This is a genomic window from Myxococcus sp. RHSTA-1-4 (genome assembly GCF_020037125.1).
In the GTDB taxonomy this organism is placed as follows: Bacteria; Myxococcota; Myxococcia; order Myxococcales; family Myxococcaceae; genus Myxococcus.
Genome location: NZ_JAIQDG010000008.1, coordinates 120,219 through 139,153, shown reverse-complemented (window position 1 = coordinate 139,153; position 18,935 = coordinate 120,219). Strand labels below are relative to the sequence as shown.

Sequence of the window (18,935 nt, the reverse complement as noted above, 5' to 3'; positions counted from 1 at the left end):
GAGTGTCGAGGGAGGCTTCTCGGCTTGGGGGGGCCAGAGGCCCTGGTAGGTTGTGGGAGACGCTCTCCATTCGGACCCCCCTGCTCTCGGACTCTCCGGACGGCACCACCCATCGCATTCATGTGAAGGGGCAGGTCGCCACCGTCCTGCGTTTCGAGCTGCCGTGCGACCCGGCCAGGACGAAGCTGCTGGGCTGGGAGGGCCGCTTCGAGCCACCTCTCGTGGGCGGCAGGAAGGTGGTTCTGGAGCCACTGCGAGACCTCGCGCCCGAGGAAGGCGTTCCTCTTCTCGTGACGCTCGCGGATGGAACGGAGATTCCGTTTCTGGTGCGACCGCCGCGGCAAGAGGAGTGGGGTAGGGCGGACCAGCAGGTCAACGTGTTCAGGGACCGTGAGAGCTACGATGCCGTGCTCTCATCCCTGCATGACGCGCTCAAGAAGAAGCGCGTGCTTGAAGAGCAGGTCGAGCGCTACCGAATGGAGGAGACCTCGGCGGACCATGCCCTGGCGGCCCTGCTGGCGAGCGGCGCCATTGCTCAGACGCCGTTCGTCATGTACCGGCGCTGGGCGGGGAGGGACGAGGACGCCGAGGTTGAGACGCTCGTCTTCAAGGGGAAGGACAAGGCGGCGGTTGTATTCAAGGTCCGGAACCATGACACGCAGCGGGACTGGAGCATCAAGGAGGCCCGCCTGATGACCGTTTCCGGTGGTCAGCGCCGAGCCGTCGCTGTTCGTGCGACTCAGGATTCGATTCCTCCTGGAGCGTCCGGCGCGATTGCCTTCGTCGTGGACGGCGGTGCGTTCGTGGAGGGTGGCGCTCTGACGAACCTGATGTTGGAACTCTACCGGCACGACGGGCTCAGGCACGCCTACGTCTTGCTGGAACACAACCTCGCCCGGAAGTAAGAGCGACCAGGATGGCTGACAACAAGCTCGCGCTCCTGTGCTGGACCTCCCTTCTCCTGATGGCCTCCGGGTGCGCCGGAGCCACCATGGGTGGAGTCGCTCTTCGTGCCGATGGGACGCCAGGGCCGGAGAAGTGCCCCGAGGAATCGCGAAAGGCGATGCGCTATCTCAGGATGTTCGTCGGGGAGTCCGCCTGGGTTGATCTCGATGCGAACCAGGCCGATAACCATCCCATCACCCTGTCGTCATCCGCTACTACGAGGCTCAGCCCGTCAGGGGAGGCGACAAGGTGCCTATCTGCGCTGTCGCCCGGCTTGGCAAGGGGCAGCTCATGAAGCGGCCTGAGTCCAAGCCTGGGACGGCCATCCTCGAATTCCCGCGCGCGGGGGTCGACATCGTGGACGAGTTCCGCTGAGCCACCCGGCTTCCGTGGACGTGACGGCTCAGATGTCTTCTGCCTCATCGGTCACGTCCTTGGGGATCAACGCCTCGAATAGCGCGGAGGGTTTGTCCATGAGAGGTCTGCTCCTCGTGGCGGTCGTCGTCCTGTCCGGTTGCGCGCGAAACCAGGGCTGGCGCCCTGCTCCAGTCGAGGAAGATACGTCCATCGTCTTCCCGGACCTCTTCGACCGCGAGGCAGCACGGATGAGCGCCCAGAGCCAGCCATATGAGTTGGACGGTGTGTTGCTCCGGGCCATTGCGATTGCGGCCAATGACTTCCTGCCTCCTGACTCCACGAAGCGGTCATGCTGGAACAGGCAGGAGTCATACCGCTATCGGGTCATCAAGCAGGGAGACGTCGTCTTCGTGCGGCTCTCCGCTGACCCCGAGTCCTGCAAGCCTGGCCCCCGGATGCTGGATGGCGGCGTGAAGTACGCCATCAGCACCGATGGGCGCATCCTCCGGCGGCTCTTTGATGGTGAACCCGAAACGCTTCCCACTTCGGAAGGGCCGGATGCAGGGATGCCGGAGACCTCGTCCGGCCCGTCCATTCCCGTCGGTGACACCACCTGGGGAGAGCCGCAGCCACTTCCAAGGTGGTTGGATGGCGGCTCTTGATTGCGACTGATTCGGGACGCGGATGAGTCCTGCCGCGGAGCCGTCTCGGCCACGCAGTAGCCGCAACGGCAACCCGGGCATGTTCGGAGTGCCCGGAGACCGAGAACCCGCGAAGCCCCAGGCCCTGTCTCCCATGCCACGACTTCTCGTCATGTCAGCCCCCCGGGCCGCCCTGCGCGGAATGGAGCGTCCGTTCCGCATGGCCTGTCAGGCGCTCACCACTCATGGGCCCCGCCTCACCACCCGGCACGTCAGCCCCGAGCCGCCCAGGTCCCGAATGGAACTTCCATTCCGCGTGGCCCGCCACGCGCTCACCACGTATGGGCCCCGCCTCTCCACCTTGTCAGTCCCCGCCCGGGCCGCCCTGCGCGGAATGGAGCGTCCGTTCCGCGCGGCCCGCGCAGCCCTCACCGCGCCTCGCCCCCAACCTCTTTGCCATGTCGGCTCCCCCGGGCCGCCACGCGCGGAATGGAGCATCCATTCCGCGTGACCCGCCGAGTCCTCTCCGGTGGCGGGCCCCAACCCACCTGGCATGTCAGCCCCCTGAGATAGACACCATGCCGCGGGAGGAGCACTCCTTTCAGCGGAGCGTCGTCCCAGGGGCGAGAGGGAGGGGAAGGGGTATGTGGACGGCGGAGCAGCTGTACCTCATGAGCATGCGGGACTCGGCGGCGGTGATGGCGCGGCGGGGCTACGGCAACGTACGGGCCGAGGAGATGGCGAGGGCCGCGAACCTGTCGGTGGGCAGCTTCTACCGGCGCTACGGCAGCAAGGGCGCCTTCGCCCACCGGGTGCGCCAGTGGGCCGACAGCGAGCTGTGCCGCATCGCGCGCATCGTCTTCGAGGTGGAGCCGAGCTCGCGGGAGGGCCGCGGCTTCCGCGAGGACTTCGACGACTTCTGGCAGCAGCTGGCCTGGTTCGCGACGCGGAGGCCGGAGTGCTTCCACTTCGCCTTCATGCACTGGCACGAGGACTCGCTCGAGCCGCAGTCCTTTGGGGACGAGGCGCGGGCGCTGGTGCGCGAGGTGCTGGCCCTCGGTGAGCGCGAGGGGGCGCTGGCGCCGGGCAGCGCCCGGGTGGGAGAGGGACTCATCTGGGGAGCGCTGGCGGAGTTGGTGCGAGCACTGGCCCGGGGCGAGGAGGGGGCGCTGGTCGAGGAAGACGTCAACGCCGCGGGCCGGGCCCTCTGGAAGGCGCTGGCTGCGGAGGAGGACTCGCCCTCCCGAGGCTCCGACACGCCTCCTTCTGGGGCGGCGAGGACGGAAGACCTCGAGCCTGGAGTCACCGGCACGCTTGCGTCTGTCGCGGAGCACATCGAGGCCGAGAGGACTGGCGGCTCCGCGTTGGCCACCGGTGCTGCATCGCCAGAGGTGCCCGTCTCCGACGGAGTGGTGCCGGGGCATGCTCTCCGAGAAAGTGGCGCACTCTCAACGCACGCCGAATCTCCGCCCCCATGCGCTCCCCGGCAATGCGAGCGCCTGGCCGTGTCATCTTGCCGTCGCGCCGCCTGGCCTTCGCGGGACACATGCCAGGGGGCTCGATGGAGGGATGCGCGGGTCGAGTGCCTTGGCTCCCGGGCGGCCGCGAACGCGGCGAGACGTCCATCCTGGTCCGTGCAACGCGAGGGCATTCACCGAGGGCCGCCCCGTTCGCGCCTTCGCCGATGCACCGCCATGGCCCAGGCACCGCCAGGCGGCGCTCTGCCTCGTGCGAATCCCTACCGCGCACGAATGAGCCGGCTGTGAGGGCTTGGACCTCCTGGCCTGTGCGCCGGGAGGTCCCGAGTCCAGGAGCGTCGTCACTCCGGGTCGACTGCCTTCTCCCTCTTTGCATCGATGATTCGGACCCTGCCGTCCGGATGCATTGCGTACATCCAGCGTGAGTCCAGGCCGGTTACGTACAGCGCATTGAGCTCCGGGTAGAGCATCAGCAGGGCCCACTCGGTCTCCACCGGTCCGGGAAACAAGACGTGCGAGTGCACGATGGCCTCGGGGCGTTGCCCCTCCGAATCCTCGCGGAGGTCCACCGGGATGATGCTCTTGTGCAGCGCGACCTCTTCGAGGACCTTGCGCCCATCCCGGCTGAAGTCGAAGCGGAAGTCACCGCCGAGTACATACAGCCCTCGTTCATTGAAGCCCTGCAGCACGTAGACGGAGAGGGCCCCTTCCTCCGCATAGACCACGGGATTGAGCTGCCGCCTGCCATGGGTGGCGTAGGCCCGTTGCGTGGCCGTCCTCACGGCGCGTGCCTCGGCGCTGAAGTCCGCGGGCAGCGCGCTCAGGGGCATCGGCTCCATCTTCTCGGGCACCGCACGCGGCGAGCGGAAGGCGTACCCGGGCACGAAGGTGCCCTGGTCATCCAGCTTGCCGAAGAGGCCGTACCAGGTGTCGCCTCGGGGCACGGTGAGGAAGAACTCCAGCTTCGACTCGTCGCGCTCCTCCATCGCCAGCAGGAGGTCGGTGGCGCCGATGGCGGCGCGCTCCGCGTCCACGATGTACATCGCGCGCTTGCGCACGGCATCGAGCGCGGCCTTGGACAGTGGAGCGTCCGGAGACCGGGCCGCGGTGGTGGAAGCGCCCTCCTCCCGAGGCTTCACGGACGGGGGGGAGGTGCGGGAACAGCCACAGAGGCACAGCAACGCCAGCAGCCAGCGGGAATGGGAACGCATGTCGGGCGATGATGGTACGCCGCCATGCGGCCACATCATGGTCGAATCACGGACGGTTCATCTTTCGAGCACGAGGCAGCGCTAGAGTCCCCTCCATGCCCGTCCACATCGTCGAAGGAGACCTGCTCGACCAGCCGGTGGAGGCCATCGTCAACGCCTGGAACCGGAACATCATCCCCTGGTGGCTGCTCCTGCCGCAGGGCGTGTCCGGAGCCATCAAGCGCAAGGCGGGGCTCGGTCCGTTCCGCGAATTGGCCCGCGTGGGGCCGATGCCGCTCGGCACGGCGGTGGTGACCTCGGCCGGACGGCTTCCCTACAAGGCCATCATCCACGTGGCCGGCATCAACATGCTCTGGCGCGCATCGGAGCGCTCCATCCAGGACTCCGTCCGCAACGCATTGGCCCGGGCGCGCGAGCTCGGCCTCACCTCACTGGCCGTCCCGCTCATCGGCGCAGGCTCCGGAGGCTTCGACGAGCAGCGGGCCCTGGAAGTGATGCGCACCGTCCTGGACGCCGAGGCCGGCGCCCTGGAGGTGCGCGTGGTTCGCTTCCGTCGCTCCTGACCCCGGGCCTCGATTCGGGGCATTCCAATCCAGCCTCGGAAATCACGTATGCTCCCGGACCGTGGTTCAGTGGTCCGGGGGACATCTTTGAGCGCGGGCACCCTGTCGTACGTCGTGGCTTCATCCATCTTCTCGTCCCGGCGTGTGCCGCGGGGCACCTCCATCTCCTCCGCCGCGCGGGTGGCGCCATGAGCCGCATTCGAGCGGTCACCTGGAGCGCGCTCGTCGCCCTGGGCCTCGGTCTGGCGGGATGCCCCGGCCCTGGCCCCGACCCATACCCCGACCCCGGCCCGGGGCCCGACCCCGAGGGAGAGCCGCTCCGCTTCGAGGTGGGCACGGGCCGAAGGTTCACGCCCATCGAGGACGGCGGCACGCTCGAGCTGACCTCGGGAGGCCAGGGCAGCCAGCACGTCTTCGTGTCGATGCGGGCCTGGAACCTGAATGACATGAAGGCCCGCGTGGAGATGTCCCTGGAGCGGACCTCGGACGGGGTGCGCGTGTCGGCTCCCTACGCGGTGGACCTGCGCTTCACCCAGGCCACCACGGAGGGCGCCCCCGCCCTGCTGGAGGGCTTGTTGCTGGTGGTCCCCAGTGTGTCCGAGGCCCTGGGCCGGGAGGTGCGCCTGAAGGCGTCCTTCGTCGCGGAGTCTGGCGAGCACGGCTCCGACACGCGCACCGCCACGCTCCAGTGGGAGACCTACCCGTAACACGTGGCACCCCACCTCCCTGAAGTGAACCCCGCGGTACGCAGGAGCACCTCCATGCAGGAGCACCCCTTCACCCCCTCCACGCCACGGGCGCGTGTGAGAGGCGCATGGCTGCTGCCCGTGCTGCTGGGAGCCCTGCTCACCGGCTGTCCGGATGACCCCGAGCCCGAGCCACAGCCCGAGCCCATCCCCTGGGCCGCCGTGGCCGAGGCCCGGCCGGAGGCGCTGCTCGCGGTGTCGGGCCGCTCGCGCTCTGACGTGTGGGCGGTGGGCGCGGACCGGGGCCGCGGGCCCACCGTGCTCCACTTCGACGGCACGGCTTGGAAGGAGTTGCCCACCGGCGTGCGCGGAGACCTGTGGTGGGTCCACGCCTTCCAGGACGGCCCGGTGATGATGTCCGGCGGCAACGCCAACATCCTCCGCTACGAGGGCGGCACCTTCACTCGCATGTCCACGCCGGGCCTGGCGCGCCACACGGTGTACGGCCTGTGGGGCTCACGACCGGATGACGTGTACGCGGTGGGCAGCGTGTCCGACCGCGGCGGCTTCATCTGGCACTACGACGGCGCGCGGTGGAGCGAGGTGGCGCTGCCATTCGCGGACCTGCCACGCACGGCCGATGGAGACCTCCCCGGCTTCTTCAAGGTGTGGGGCACCGGCGGTGACGTGTATGTGGTGGGCGCGCAGGGCGTGGTGCTGCGCTCGCGCGGGGGCGGAGCCTTCGCGAGGCTTCCCACCGGCACCACCAGCCGCCTCTTCACGGTGCACGGTGCCGGCGGCGTCGTGACGGTGGTGGGCGGCGAGGGCCAGGGAGAAATCCTGGAGCTGGACGAGTCCGCCGGCCGCTTCGTGAGCCGCTCCCCGGAGGGGTGCCCGCTCCTCCAGGGCGTGTCCCTGGCGGAGGACGGCACCGGCTGGGCCACGGGCTTCCGGGGCGAGGTGTACCAGCGCAAGGCAGGCGTCTGGGCGCGGGCGGACATTGGCTCGCCGCCGCTGGTGGAGTCCCTGCACGCGACGTGGACGGACCCGGAGGGGGGCGTGTGGGCGGTGGGCGGCAACGTGCTGTCGGGCTCGCTCGACGTGGGCGCGCTGCTGCACCGGGGGCCGGAGGTGGCGCGGGTTCCTCCGGTGGAGACCGTCCCTCCGCCCGCGGTGAGCTGTCCCGCGTCGGCGGTGGACCCTCGTCCGGCGGGCACCATCGCCCGCCGGTGGAACGAGCAGATTCTCAACGCCATCCGCCGCGACATTCCCCGGCCGACGGTGCACGCGCGCAACCTGTATCACCTGTCCGCGGCCATGTGGGACGCGTGGGCCGCCTACGACGCGACGGCGGACGGCACCTTCCTGCGTGAGAAGCACACCGCCCAGGACGTGGCGGCGGCGCGCGCGGAGGCCCTCAGCTACGCCGCCTACCGTGTGCTCACGCACCGCTATGCGAAGTCCACCGGCGGGCTCACCTCCGCGGCGTGCTTCCGCGCCTTCATGGAGAAGCTCGGGTACGCGCCGGACGACACCACCACTGCGGGAGACAGCCCTCGCGCGCTGGGCAACCGCATCGGCCAGGCCATCATCCGCGCGGGCGCGGACGACGGCGCCAACGAGCAGAACGACTACAAGGACACCACGGGCTTCCAGTTCGTGAACGCGCCGCTGGTGGTGGACACGCCGGGTGCGACGCTGGTGAACCCCTCGCTGTGGCAGCCGCTCAACCTGGCGGTGGCCGTCACCCAGAACGGCATCATCACCTCGGCGGGTGTGCAGGGCTACATCGGCGCGCACTGGACGAACGTGACGCCGTTCGCCCTGACGCGGCCGGAGGGCGGCGGGCTGTACCTGGACCCGGGCGCGCCGCCGGTGTTCGGCGCGGAGCTGCGGACGAACGTGGTGGAGGTGCTGCGGAAGACGAGCTGGCTCGGCAGCGATGAGCTCATGGACCTGTCGCCCGGCGCGTACGGCAACAACAGCCTGGGCGCGAATGACGGCACCGGCCATCCCGTCAATCCCATCACCGGCCAGCCGTACACGCCGCACCTCGTGAGGCGTGGGGACTTCGGCCGCGTGCTGGCGGAGTTCTGGGCGGACGGCCCGAAGTCGGAGACGCCGCCGGGGCACTGGAACGTGCTCGCCAACTCGGTGGCGGACTCGCCGGGCTTCTCGCGGCGCCTCTTCGGCGCGGGCGAGGCGCTGGACCCGCTGGAGTGGGACGTGAAGGTGTACCTCGCGCTCAACGGCGCCGTGCATGACGCGGCCATCGTCGCGTGGGAAATCAAGCGCGCCTTCATCGCCGCGCGCCCCATCTCCCTCATCCGTTACATGGGCAAGCTGGGCCAGTCCACGGACCCGAGCGGGCCGTCGTACCACCCGGACGGCCTGCCGCTGGTGCCGGGGCTCATCGAGGTCGTCACGCCGGAGAGCTCCGCGCCGGGACAGCGGCACGCGCACCTGGCGCACTTCCAGGGACAGGTGGTGGTGCTCTCGTGGAGGGGCGAGCCGGGAGACCGCCGCAACGAGGTGGGCGGCTCCGGCTGGATTCGGGCGGTGGAGTGGATTCCCTTCCAGCTCCGCACCTTCGTGACGCCCGCCTTCCCGGGCTTCATCTCCGGGCACAGCACCTTCAGCCGCTCCGCCGCCGAGGTGCTCACCTCCCTCACCGGCAGCGCGTACTTCCCCGGCGGCCTGGGCGAGTTCGTTGCCAGCGCCAACGCCTACCTCACCTTCGAGCGAGGCCCCTCCACCGACGTGCGCTTGCAGTGGGCCACGTACTACGACGCCGCGGACCAGGCGGGACAGTCGCGCCTGTGGGGCGGCATCCACGTGGCGCCGGATGACTTCGTGGGCCGCCGGCTCGGCAGCAGGGTGGGCCTGTCCGCTGTCGCTCGGGCACGGGCCTTCTTCGACGGCACCGCGGTCCCCTGAACAAGCAAAAGGCCCCGGCCAAAGAGGCTGGGGCCTCGCGCGTGCCGCGCTCCTACTTCTTGGATTCCCCTCCGAGGATGGCGGGTCGCGTCGCGCGATGGAACCCCTCGTAGGGCTTGGAGGCGGAGGACTCCTCGAGCGGGTAGACCTTGGTGTTGCACGACGCGCCGCCGTCAATCTTGATGACCTCGCCGGTGATGAAGGCGGCGGCGTCGGTGAGCAGGAAGACGATGGCGGCGCTCACCTCGGACTCGGTGGCCAGCCGCTGCAAGGGGACCTCCTTCTTGAGCAGGGGGATGAGCGCCTTGACGCCCTCGTCCTCGTAGCTGTCCAGGCCGCTGGAGATGACCCAGCCGGGGGCCACGGCGTTGACGCGCACGCCGGCCGAGGCCCACTCGACGGCGGCCGTCTGCGTCAGGTTGAGCATGCCCGCGCGCGCCGCGCCCGAGTGCCCCATTCCCGGCATGCCGCCCCAGCAGTCCGCGAGCATGTTGACGATGGCGCCGCCGTGGCTGCTCATCGACTGGAGGAAGACCTCGCGCGCCATCAGGAAGCCGCCCGTGAGGTTGGTGGACACCACGGCGTCGAAGCCCTTCTTGGAAATCATGGCCAGCGGAGAGGGGAACTGCCCGCCCGCGTTGTTGACCAGGCCGTGGATGCGGCCATGCGCGGCGACGATGCGGCCGACGGTGGCCTTCACGCCCTCCTCGTCGCGGATGTCGAGCACCTCCAGCGAGCACGCGCCGCCGTCCTCGCGAAGCTCCGCGGCGACGGCCTCCAGCTTGTCCTGCTTCCGGCCCACCAGCACGACGTGCGCGCCCAGCGAGGCCAGTTCATGCGCGGTACAGCGCCCGATGCCGCTGCCACCGCCCGTCACGACGATGACGCGGTCCTTGAAGCAGCCCGGCGCGAAGAGAGAGCGGTAGCCCATGTCACCTCCAGATGCGGCCCTGGCGTCCGCCGGGGCCCGTGTTGGCGTGTTGCCGTGAAGTTCAGCCCCCGGCCTTGCGTGAGCGCCGGGCCTCGAGCGCATCTTCGAGCGTGAGCGCCCACCGGTGGAGCACCTTCTTCCGCCGGGCGCTGTCGTCCCGGAGGAGATTCGCCAGCGCGAGGCCGCGGATGAGGTCGAGCGTCCCCTGCACCAGCTCACGCACCTCCGGGTCCTTGTCGTCCACGTCGAGCAGCTTCACCGTCAGCCGGTGGAACTCCCGCCCGACGCGCGCCTCCAGGGGGGCGAGCTGCGAGCGCAACTCCGGGTCCGCCACGGCGGCCACCCAGAGCTGCACGGCCGCGGTGAAGACGGGGCTGATGTAGATGCCCGCGAGCATGTGGAGGATGGTCTCCGTCCGCCGCGAGTCCGCCGGGAGCTGCTCCGCGCGCCGGATGACCTCCTCCACCTGCTGATGTCCGACGTACTCCACGGCCGCGGCGACCAGGTCGGCGCGGGTGGGGAAGTGGTGCTGACACGCGCCACGGGACACGCCCGCCCGCTCGGCGATGACCGTCATCGTGGCGCCTGCCCACCCGAGCTCCGAGAGGGCGCTGATGGCGGCCTCCATCAGGCGCTGGCGCGTGACACGGCTGCGCTCCTGCTCTTGCCTGCCCGTCGCGCTGGAGGACTCACTCACGAGAGTCAGGATGGAAGCCGGGGTGGAAAAAAGCAAGCGCGCTTGCTTTTTTTGAGGCCGCCCCCCAGACTTCCTTCAACCCAGACTCGCGGCCCGTGTGAGGTGCCGCGGCTGTGCGGAGAGTGCATGAGCGCGTCCCCCCTGCGTGTCGGCAATGCCTCGGGTTTCTATGGAGACCGCTTCTCGGCGGTCCGGGAGATGCTGGAGGGCGGGCAGCTCGACGTCCTCACGGGCGACTACCTGGCCGAGCTGACGATGCTGATTCTCGGCAGGGACAGGATGAAGGACCCGGCCACGGGCTTCGCGAAGACGTTCCTCCGTCAGATGGAGCAGTGTCTCGCGCTGGTGGTGGAGAAGAAGGTCAAGGTCGTCACCAACGCGGGAGGGCTGAACCCGGCGGGGCTCGCCGCCGCGCTGAGGGAGCTGGCGGGCCGCCTGGGCGTGCAGGTGAAGGTGGCGCACGTGGAGGGCGACGACCTCATCGGCAATGCCGACGAGCTGGGACTGGGCAGCCCGCTCACGGCGAATGCGTACCTGGGCGCGTGGGGCATCGCCGGGTGTCTGCGCGCGGGGGCGGACCTCGTCGTCACGGGGCGCGTGACGGACGCGTCACTGGTGGTGGGTCCGGCGGCGGCGCACTTCGGCTGGAAGACGGACGACTGGGACCGGCTGGCCGGGGCGATGGTCGCCGGCCACGTGCTGGAGTGCGGCACGCAGGCCACGGGTGGCAACTACTCCTTCTTCACGGAGCTGGACGCCCGCCGTCCCGGTTTCCCGCTGGCGGAGATTCACGAGGACGGGAGCTCCGTCATCACCAAGCACCCGGGCACGGGCGGCGCGGTGACGGTGGACACGGTGCTCGCGCAGCTCGTCTACGAAATCACCGGGGCCCGGTACGCGGGGCCCGACGCGACGGCGCGCTTCGACAGCATTGCCCTGGCCTCCGACGGCAAGGACCGCGTCCGAATCTCGGGCGTGCGCGGTGAGCCGCCGCCGCCCACGGTGAAGGTCTGCCTCAACAACCTGGGCGGCTACCGCAACGAGGCGACGTTCGTCCTCGTGGGGCTCGACATCGAGGAGAAGGCCCGCCTCGTCCGCGAGCAGATGGAAGCGGCGATGACGCGCAAGCCGAAGGAGGTCCACTGGACGCTGGTCCGGACGGACCGGGAGGACGCGGCCACGGAGGAGCAGGCCGCCGCGTTCCTGCGCGTCGTGGTGAAGGACTCGGACCCGAAGGTGGTGGGCCGCGCCTTCAGCGGCGCCGCGGTGGAGCTGGCGCTGGGCAGCTACCCGGGCTTCACGATGACGGCGCCTCCGTCGGATGGCGCGCCCTACGGTGTCTACACGCCCGCCTATGTGGACGCGGCGAAGGTGGAGCACGTCGCCGTCCTGCCCGATGGGACGCGCTCCGTGATTGCCCCGCTGGCGAAGGAGAAGACGCAGGCTCTGGCTCCGGTGACACCGCCCGAGCTTCCCGCGCCGCTGCCCTCGGGGCCCACGCGCCGGGTGCCGCTCGGGCGCATCGTCGCCGCGCGCAGTGGCGACAAGGGCGGCGCCGCGAACATCGGCGTCTGGGCGAGGACGGACGAGGCCTGGCGCTGGTTGGCGCACGCGCTCACGGCGGACAAGCTCCGTGAGCTGCTCCCGGAGACGGCCGCCTTCCCCATCGAGCGGCACGTCTTCCCGGGCCTTCGGGGGCTGAACTTCGTCATCGACGGAATCCTGGGCGAGGGCGTGTCGTCGTCCACGCGCTTCGACCCGCAGGGCAAGGCGCTGGGCGAGTGGCTCCGCTCGCGCCACGTGGACGTTCCCGAGTCGCTGCTCCGTGAAGGGCAGGGGTGAGACAGATGCCGAGAATCACATCGCGAATCGACCCGAACTCGGAGTCGTTCAAGGCGCAGCGCGCGGAGATGCTCGCGCGCGTCGCCGAGCTGCGTGAGGTGGAGGCGAAGGTCCGGAACACGGAGAGCCAGGCGCGCGAGAAGTTCCACAAGCGCGGCCAGTTGCTGCCCCGCGAGCGGCTGATGCTCCTGCTGGACAGGGGCTCTCCGTTCCTGGAGCTGTCCACGCTGTGTGGCTACGGCTACCACGACGACAGCGACGGCTCGCTGGCCGGAGGCAACAGCATCGCCGGCATCGGCTACGTGTCCGGGGTGCGGTGCCTCGTCTTCGTGAACAACTCCGCCATCAAGGGCGGCACCGCGTCGCCGTGGGGCGTGCAGAAGGCGCTGCGGGGCCAGCAGATTGCGCTGGAGAACAAGCTGCCCATGCTGTCGCTGGTGGAGAGCGGCGGCGCCAACCTGATGTACCAGCAGGAGATCTTCATCCCCGGCGGGGAGACCTTCTACAACCAGGCGAAGCTGTCGGCGGCGGGCATTCCGCAGGTGACGGTGGTCCACGGCTCCAGCACCGCGGGCGGCGCATACCTGCCGGGCCTGTCCGACTACGTCGTCATGGTGAAGAAGAAGGCCAAGGTCTTCCTCGCGGGCCCGCCGCTGCTGAAGGCGGCGACCGGCGAGGTGGCCACGGACGAGGAGCTCGGCGGCGCGGAGATGCACGCCACGGTGGCGGGCACGGCGGACTACCTCGCCGAGGACGACGCCGATGCCATCCGAATGGCCCGCGAAATCATGGCGAACCTCGGGTGGAACGCGCAGCATCCTCCGGTGGAGCGGGTGGCGTACGCGGAGCCGTGCTACTCGCCCGACGAGCTGTGCGGCGCGGTGCCCGCGGACTACCGGAAGCCGTACGACTGCCGCGAAATCATCGCGCGCATCGCGGACGGCTCCGAGTTCACCGGCTTCAAGGACGAGTACGACCCGCACACCGTCTGCGGCAGGGCGAGCATCTTCGGGATGCCCATTGGCATCATCGGGAACAACGGTCCGATTACGCCCAAGGGGGCGACGAAGGCGGCGCAGTTCATCCAGCTCTGCTGCCAGACGGACACGCCCATCCTCTACCTGCAGAACACCACGGGCTACCTGGTGGGGACGCAGCCGGAGCAGGGCGGCATCGTCAAGCACGGCTCGAAGATGATTCAGGCGGTGGCGAACGCGACGGTGCCGCAGCTCACGGTGCTGGTGGGCGGCTCGTTCGGCGCGGGCAACTACGGCATGTGCGGCCGGCCCTTCCACCCGCGCTTCATCTTCGCGTGGCCCAACGCGCGCACCGCCGTCATGGGCGGCGAGCAGGCGGCGAAGGTGATGTCCATCGTCTTCGGCGAGAAGCTCGCGCGGCGCGGGGAGGCCGTGGACGAGGAGGCGATTCGCGCCTTCTGCCAGCCCATCATGGACCAGTTCGACAAGGAGTCGCACCCGTTCAACTGCAGCGCGCGGCTCTTCGATGACGGCCTCATCGACCCGCGGGACACGCGGCGGGTGCTCGGCTTCGCGCTCTCCGTGTGCCGGGACGCGAAGCGGCGTGAGGTGCACCCCAACACCTTCGGCGTGGCGCGCCTGTGAGAGGGACGGACACCATGGAGCGATTCAAGAAGGTCCTCGTCGCCAACCGTGGCGAGATTGCCGTCCGGGTGATTCGGACCTGCAAGAAGCTCGGCTACCGGACGGTGGCGGTGTTCTCCGAGGCGGACCGCGCGGCGCCACACGTGCTCGCGGCGGACGAGGCCGTGCCCATCGGCCCCTCGCCCGCGAAGGAGTCCTACCTCGTCATCGACAAGCTGCTCGCGGCGGCGAAGGCGTCGGGCGCGGACGCCATCCACCCGGGGTATGGCTTCCTCTCGGAGAACGCGGAGTTCGCCCGCGCGTGCCGGGACGCGGGGCTGGTGTTCATCGGGCCGGGGCACGAGGCCATCTCGCTGATGGGGAACAAGCGGCAGGCGAAGCTCCGCATGATTGCGGCGGGCGTCCCCTGCATCCCCGGCTACGAGGCCACGGACGCGGATGACGAGGCGCTGGCGGCCGAGGGCGCGCGCATCGGCTTCCCGCTGATGGTGAAGGCCGCGGCGGGTGGTGGCGGGCGTGGCATGCGGCTCGTCCGCGAGCCGGCGCAGCTTCGCGCGGCGCTCCAGTCGGCGCGCTCGGAGGCGGCGAATGCCTTCGGGAGCGGCGAGCTCATCCTGGAGAAGGCCGTCATCGACGCGCGCCACGTGGAGCTCCAGGTCTTCGCGGACGAGCATGGGAATGTCGTGCACCTGGGCGAGCGCGACTGCTCCGTGCAGCGCCGGCACCAGAAGATTGTCGAGGAGAGCCCCTCGCCGGCCGTGAGCCCCTCGCTGCGTGCGCGCATGGGCGAGGTCGCGGTGGCGGCCGCGAAGGCCATCGGCTACCGGGGAGCGGGGACCATCGAGTTCCTGCTCGCGCCGGGTGGTGAGTTCTACTTCATGGAGATGAACACCCGCCTCCAGGTGGAGCACCCGGTGACGGAGGAAATCACCGGGCTGGACCTGGTGGAGTGGCAGCTCCGCGTCGCGGCGGGGGAGCGGCTCCCGCTCACGCAGGAGCAGGTGTCCTGGAAGGGGCACGCCATCGAGGTGCGCCTCTGCGCGGAGGACCCGGCGAACAACTACGCGCCCCAGGCGGGACGGCTGCTCGGGTGGAGGCTGCCCGCGCGCGAGGGCGTGCGCATCGACCACGGTGTGCGTGAGGGGCAGGACATTCCGCCCTTCTACGACTCGATGCAGGCGAAGGTGATTGCGTACGGGCCGGACCGTGAGACGGCGCGCCGGCGGCTCGTGGGGGCGCTGCATGACCTCATGGTGTTCGGCGTCACCACGAACAAGGGCCTGCTGCTCCATGTGCTCGGGCATCCGGCGTTCCGCTCGGGCGAGTACGACACGGGCTTCATCGGGAAGCACGCGGAGGCGGGCGCTGTCGAGCGGCTCTACCAGCCGGGCGCGAAGGTCCAGGCCCTGGCGGGGGTGGTGCTCTTCCATGGCGAGGCGCTGAAGCTCGCGAGGGAGGCCGGGCTGGATGCCTCGCTGGTGAACTGGAATACGGCGTACAGCGCCCATCCGGTGCCGTTGAAGCTCGTGAGCCGCGGCCGTGAGGAGCAGGTGGTGGTCCGGCCCATGTCTTCGGAGCGGTACTCGGTCGAGGTGGGAGGCGAGACGTTCGACCTCGCGGTGCTCGGGATGGCGAACGGAGTGCTGGACTTCTCCGTGGCAGGGGCCCGCGAGCGGGCGCGCTACCTGCGCGATGGGGACTCGCTCTGGCTGGACCTGGGCGATGGCGCGCACGCGGTGACGGACGTGACGTTCCGGCCGCCGTCGAAGTCGGACGGTGCTGGGAGCGGCCGGCTCATCGCGCCGATGGACGGACGCATCCTGCGCGTGAGCGCGCAGGCCGGCGCGACGGTGAAGCCCGGGGATGTACTGGCGGTCCTGGAGGCGATGAAGATGGAATTCCAGGTCGTCGCGGACGTGGCGGGCACGGTGGAGGCGGTGAACATCACCGTGGGCGCCCAGGTCTCCGCGCGGCAGCTCCTGGTGGTGCTGACACCGGAGAAGAAGCAGGACGCCTGACTCCGGACGAGGCGCCGGTGAGCGACTGCCTGGGCGCTTACCTCCACCTCCTCCCGGAGCGGGGCGCGGCATCCGCGGAATGGACGTTCCATTCCACGCCGTGCCTCCCCGGGCGCTCCCTCTCGCGGAATGGAATCTCCATTCCACGGCCATGCGCCCCGGGGCCCCCCGGTTGCGGAATGGACGTTCCATTCCACGGCCATGCGCCCCGGGGCCCCCCGGTTGCGGAATGGACGCTCCATTCCGCTGCCATGCGCTTCCGGGTGCCCCGTCCGTGGAACGGACGCTCCATTCCGCGCGGTGGGGTTCCGGGGGCCTGCGCCGTGGAATGGAGATTCCATTCCGCGCGGTGCGGCCCCCGAGGCGAGCCGCGGTCGTCCGGCCATGGACGCTTGCTTCCAGGAGGCATTGCGAGGTCCGGCGCGCCCGGTTAGTTCCGCGCCCATGCGCGCCATCGTCCTTCCCCGCTTCGGCGGCCCCGAGCTGTTCGAGGTCCGTGACGTTCCGACTCCCACTCCCGGTCCCGGGCAGGTGCTCGTCCGGGTCGTCGTCTCCGGCACCAACCCCGTGGACGCCAAGCTGCGCCAGGACGGGAGATGGGCGGGGCTCCAGCCGCCGTCCGTCATCGGCTACGACGCCTCGGGTGTCATCGAGCAGGTGGGGCCGGGCGTGACGGAGTTCAAGGCCGGCGACGAGGTCTTCTACACGCCGGAAATCTTCGGCAACCCGCACGGCACCTACGCGGAGCTCAACGTCGTCCCGGCGAGCATCATCGCGAGGAAGCCCGCGAGCCTGTCGCACGAGGAGGCCGCCGCCGTTCCCCTGGCCGGAGGCACCGCGTGGGATGCCCTGGTGCGGCGGCTGCAGGTCCGCGTCGGGGAGACGGTGCTCATCCACGGAGGCGCCGGAGGCGTGGGCTCGTTCGCGGTGCAGATCGCCAAGGCGATGGGCGCCCGGGTGCTGGCCACCTCCGGTCCGGACAACCTGGAGACGCTGCGCAAGCTGGGCGCGGACGTGGCCATCAACTACCGGAGCGAGGACCCGGCCGAGGTGGCGCTGCGCGAGACGGGCGGCCAGGGCGTGGACGCGGTGTTCGACACCGTGGGCAAGAACATGATTCCCAGCATCCCGGCGACGCGGCCGGCCGGGCGGCTGGCCACCATCCTCGGGTTCAGCGGGGACGTGTCCGCCTTCTACCCGCGCAACCTGACGCTGCACGGTGTCTTCCTCACCCGCGAGCGGCGCCGGCTGGAGGAGATGTCCGTCCTCCTCGAGCGCAAGCAGATGCGCCCACTGGTCGAGCGTGTGCTGCCGCTGGAGCAGGTGGCGGAAGCGCACCGCGTCCTCGACTCGGGACACGGGCGCGGCAAGGTGGTGCTGACCGTGAGCCGCAAGTAGCCTCACCGCTCCATGGGGACGGTGCCCATGGCGCGGTGAAGAGATGGCACGGATTGCGACAGGTCGTCAGAAGGCGGCACGCGTCACACGGCGCGTCCTCGTCCGAGGTCCCCGGGTGGTCCTGCGAGCCCCTCACGTGGATGACGGCGAGGTGTTCCTCGCGGCCACCCGGGCGAGCCGGGCCTTCCACCGCCCGTGGGTCTCGCCCCCCACCACGCCCGAGGGGTTCCAGGCCTATCTCCAGCGCAACCAGGGCGAAGACTTCGAGGCCCTCCTCGCCTGGGAGCGCGAGTCCGGGCACCTCATCGGCGTCTTCAACCTGAGCCAGATATTCCGGGGTGGGTTCCAGAATGCGTACCTGGGCTACTGGGCCGTCCACGGCTTCCAGGGACGTGGGCTCATGTCCGAGAGCCTGCAACTGGTCCTCACGCACGCCTTCCGGACGATGAGGCTCCACCGGGTGGAGGCCAACATCCAGCCCGGCAATGCCGCGTCCAAGGCGCTGGTGGAGCGGGCCGGGTTCCGGCTGGAAGGGTTCTCACCCCGGTACCTCAAGGTGGCCGGCCGGTGGAGGGACCACGAGCGCTGGGCCCTGTGCCGCGAGGACTGGCGCCCCACGGTCCGAGTGTCGCGCTGACCCTCGGCCCGCGTGCCTCTTCGGGTCAACGCCCGGGGCGATGGCCCACGGCCAGCGCCCGGGCGGGCACATCACTTCCTCACGCCTCGAGCTTCTCCAGGATGCGGCGCAGCGCCTCCCGCTCCGTGTCTGGCAGCGGAAGGAGCGGCGCCCGCGGCGGGCCCACGCGGGTGCCCAGCAGCTCCAGTCCCGCGGCGATGGTGCGGGGCAGTCCGCCCTTCACGATGAACTGGAGCAGCGGCAGCTGCTGCTGGAACACCTTCCGGGCCGCCGCGAGGTCTCCCTTCTCCACGACCTCGCGGTAGAGGCGCAGGTTCAGCTCCGGGATGAGGGCGGGCGCCGCCGTGCACCAGCCGCGCGCACCGGCCGCGAAGGCGGCGAGCGCGAGCGGGTTGGAGCCGTTGTAGAAGGCGACGTCCTCTCCGGCCACCTGGCGCAGGCGGTGCATCCGGCCCACGTCACCGGTGCTCTCCTTCACCATGGTGACGTTCGGAATCTGGAGCAGCCGGGCCAGGAACTCCGGCGTCATGTCCAGCCCGCCCGTGGCCGGGTTGTTGTAGGCCATGATGGGAATGGAGATGGCTCTCGCCACGCGGTCGAAGTGCCGGAAGATTTCCTCCTCGGTGAGCTTCCAGTAGCTCATCGGGATGACCATCACCGCGGCGGCGCCGGCCCGCTCGGCGAAGCGGGCATGGTGGAGGGTGCGCTCGGTGGTGAGGCTGGAGACGCCCGCCAGCACGGGCACCCGGCCTCGGACGGCCTTCATCGTGGTCTCGATGACGGCCTCGCGCTCCCCGTCGTCCAGGTAGGGCAGGCTGCCGGTGCTGCCCAGCGGGGCGATGCCGTGGACGCCCGAGCCGGCCATCCGGTCCGTCAGCAACTGGAGGGTGTCGAGGTCGACGCCACCGTCTTCCCGGAAGGGAGTGATGGTGTAACCGATGATGCCGCGCAGCGGAACGTTGCGGCTCATGG

15 protein-coding genes and 1 pseudogene are annotated in these 18,935 nt (G+C 70.1%); 12 read left to right on the top strand and 4 right to left on the bottom strand.

All coding sequences use genetic code 11. The features are described 5' to 3' along the window. The first annotated feature begins 50 nt into the window (after positions 1-50). The 4 genes and pseudogenes from K8638_RS13780 (at position 51) to K8638_RS13765 (ending at position 3,709) form a co-directional block, all read left to right on the top strand. Complete coding sequence (locus K8638_RS13780; protein ID WP_223754965.1) at positions 51-905, top strand: DUF2381 family protein; 855 nt, start codon at positions 51-53, stop codon at positions 903-905. Between the two features lie 11 nt (positions 906-916). After that, a pseudogene (locus K8638_RS13775) lies at positions 917-1,320 on the top strand (hypothetical protein). A gap of 98 nt (positions 1,321-1,418) precedes the next feature. Then, on the top strand, positions 1,419-1,964 hold the full coding sequence (locus tag K8638_RS13770) for a hypothetical protein (RefSeq protein ID WP_223754964.1): 546 nt from the start codon (positions 1,419-1,421) through the stop codon (positions 1,962-1,964). 623 nt (positions 1,965-2,587) lie between these two features. Further along, positions 2,588-3,709 carry a TetR/AcrR family transcriptional regulator gene (locus K8638_RS13765; protein ID WP_223754963.1) on the top strand — a complete coding sequence of 374 codons (1,122 nt, stop codon included), beginning with the start codon at positions 2,588-2,590 and terminating at the stop codon, positions 3,707-3,709. 53 nt (positions 3,710-3,762) lie between these two features. Here the strand turns inward: K8638_RS13765 and K8638_RS13760 are convergent, their stop codons facing one another. Further along, positions 3,763-4,632, bottom strand: coding sequence for a hypothetical protein (locus K8638_RS13760; RefSeq protein WP_223754962.1), 870 nt, complete (start codon positions 4,630-4,632; stop codon positions 3,763-3,765). Between the two features lie 95 nt (positions 4,633-4,727). Between K8638_RS13760 and K8638_RS13755 the strand changes: the two genes are divergently transcribed. The 3 genes from K8638_RS13755 to K8638_RS13745 all read left to right on the top strand — a co-directional run bounded on the left by K8638_RS13755 (position 4,728) and on the right by K8638_RS13745 (position 8,818). Next, a complete protein-coding gene (locus K8638_RS13755) occupies positions 4,728-5,195 on the top strand; it encodes a macro domain-containing protein (protein WP_223754961.1) in 468 nt (155 codons plus the stop codon). Between the two features lie 188 nt (positions 5,196-5,383). Then, positions 5,384-5,902, top strand: coding sequence for a hypothetical protein (locus tag K8638_RS13750; RefSeq protein ID WP_223754960.1), 519 nt, complete (start codon positions 5,384-5,386; stop codon positions 5,900-5,902). Between the two features lie 54 nt (positions 5,903-5,956). Beyond that, positions 5,957-8,818, top strand: coding sequence for a vanadium-dependent haloperoxidase (locus tag K8638_RS13745; protein WP_223754959.1), 2,862 nt, complete (start codon positions 5,957-5,959; stop codon positions 8,816-8,818). A gap of 52 nt (positions 8,819-8,870) precedes the next feature. On the opposite strand, the gene K8638_RS13740 is transcribed toward K8638_RS13745, so the two are convergent. Further along, positions 8,871-9,749: an SDR family oxidoreductase gene (locus K8638_RS13740; RefSeq protein WP_223754958.1), complete on the bottom strand. Its 879-nt coding sequence runs from the start codon at positions 9,747-9,749 to the stop codon at positions 8,871-8,873. A 61-nt stretch (positions 9,750-9,810) separates the two neighbouring features. Further along, positions 9,811-10,446 carry a TetR/AcrR family transcriptional regulator gene (locus K8638_RS13735; protein WP_223754957.1) on the bottom strand — a complete coding sequence of 212 codons (636 nt, stop codon included), beginning with the start codon at positions 10,444-10,446 and terminating at the stop codon, positions 9,811-9,813. 126 nt (positions 10,447-10,572) lie between these two features. Here K8638_RS13735 and K8638_RS13730 point away from each other — a divergent pair, with 126 nt between their 5' ends. The 5 genes from K8638_RS13730 (at position 10,573) to K8638_RS13710 (ending at position 17,963) form a co-directional block, all read left to right on the top strand. Then, positions 10,573-12,288 carry an acyclic terpene utilization AtuA family protein gene (locus K8638_RS13730; protein ID WP_223754956.1) on the top strand — a complete coding sequence of 572 codons (1,716 nt, stop codon included), beginning with the start codon at positions 10,573-10,575 and terminating at the stop codon, positions 12,286-12,288. Between the two features lie 5 nt (positions 12,289-12,293). Continuing rightward, entirely contained in the window at positions 12,294-13,910 is a 1,617-nt protein-coding gene (locus K8638_RS13725; RefSeq protein ID WP_223754955.1) for an acyl-CoA carboxylase subunit beta, read from the top strand. Positions 13,911-13,924: 14 nt separating this feature from the next. After that, positions 13,925-15,928: an acetyl-CoA carboxylase biotin carboxylase subunit gene (locus tag K8638_RS13720; RefSeq protein WP_223754954.1), complete on the top strand. Its 2,004-nt coding sequence runs from the start codon at positions 13,925-13,927 to the stop codon at positions 15,926-15,928. 444 nt (positions 15,929-16,372) lie between these two features. After that, positions 16,373-17,326, top strand: coding sequence for a zinc-dependent alcohol dehydrogenase family protein (locus tag K8638_RS13715; protein ID WP_223754953.1), 954 nt, complete (start codon positions 16,373-16,375; stop codon positions 17,324-17,326). Between the two features lie 115 nt (positions 17,327-17,441). Then, positions 17,442-17,963, top strand: a complete 522-nt coding sequence (locus K8638_RS13710; RefSeq protein WP_370643968.1) for a GNAT family N-acetyltransferase — start codon at positions 17,442-17,444, stop codon at positions 17,961-17,963. A gap of 79 nt (positions 17,964-18,042) precedes the next feature. Here the strand turns inward: K8638_RS13710 and K8638_RS13705 are convergent, their stop codons facing one another. After that, complete coding sequence (locus K8638_RS13705) at positions 18,043-18,933, bottom strand: dihydrodipicolinate synthase family protein (protein WP_223754951.1); 891 nt, start codon at positions 18,931-18,933, stop codon at positions 18,043-18,045. Positions 18,934-18,935 lie beyond the last annotated feature (2 nt).

Coding starts and splice junctions, on each gene's coding strand:
- K8638_RS13770 (WP_223754964.1), top strand. CDS start 1,419: ATGAGAGGTCTGCTCCTCGTGGCGGTCGTCGTCCTGTCCGGTTGCGCG.
- K8638_RS13765 (WP_223754963.1), top strand. CDS start 2,588: ATGTGGACGGCGGAGCAGCTGTACCTCATGAGCATGCGGGACTCGGCG.
- K8638_RS13760 (WP_223754962.1), bottom strand. CDS start 4,632: ATGCGTTCCCATTCCCGCTGGCTGCTGGCGTTGCTGTGCCTCTGTGGC.
- K8638_RS13755 (WP_223754961.1), top strand. CDS start 4,728: ATGCCCGTCCACATCGTCGAAGGAGACCTGCTCGACCAGCCGGTGGAG.
- K8638_RS13750 (WP_223754960.1), top strand. CDS start 5,384: ATGAGCCGCATTCGAGCGGTCACCTGGAGCGCGCTCGTCGCCCTGGGC.
- K8638_RS13745 (WP_223754959.1), top strand. CDS start 5,957: ATGCAGGAGCACCCCTTCACCCCCTCCACGCCACGGGCGCGTGTGAGA.
- K8638_RS13740 (WP_223754958.1), bottom strand. CDS start 9,749: ATGGGCTACCGCTCTCTCTTCGCGCCGGGCTGCTTCAAGGACCGCGTC.
- K8638_RS13730 (WP_223754956.1), top strand. CDS start 10,573: ATGAGCGCGTCCCCCCTGCGTGTCGGCAATGCCTCGGGTTTCTATGGA.
- K8638_RS13725 (WP_223754955.1), top strand. CDS start 12,294: ATGCCGAGAATCACATCGCGAATCGACCCGAACTCGGAGTCGTTCAAG.
- K8638_RS13720 (WP_223754954.1), top strand. CDS start 13,925: ATGGAGCGATTCAAGAAGGTCCTCGTCGCCAACCGTGGCGAGATTGCC.
- K8638_RS13715 (WP_223754953.1), top strand. CDS start 16,373: ATGCGCGCCATCGTCCTTCCCCGCTTCGGCGGCCCCGAGCTGTTCGAG.
- K8638_RS13705 (WP_223754951.1), bottom strand. CDS start 18,933: ATGAGCCGCAACGTTCCGCTGCGCGGCATCATCGGTTACACCATCACT.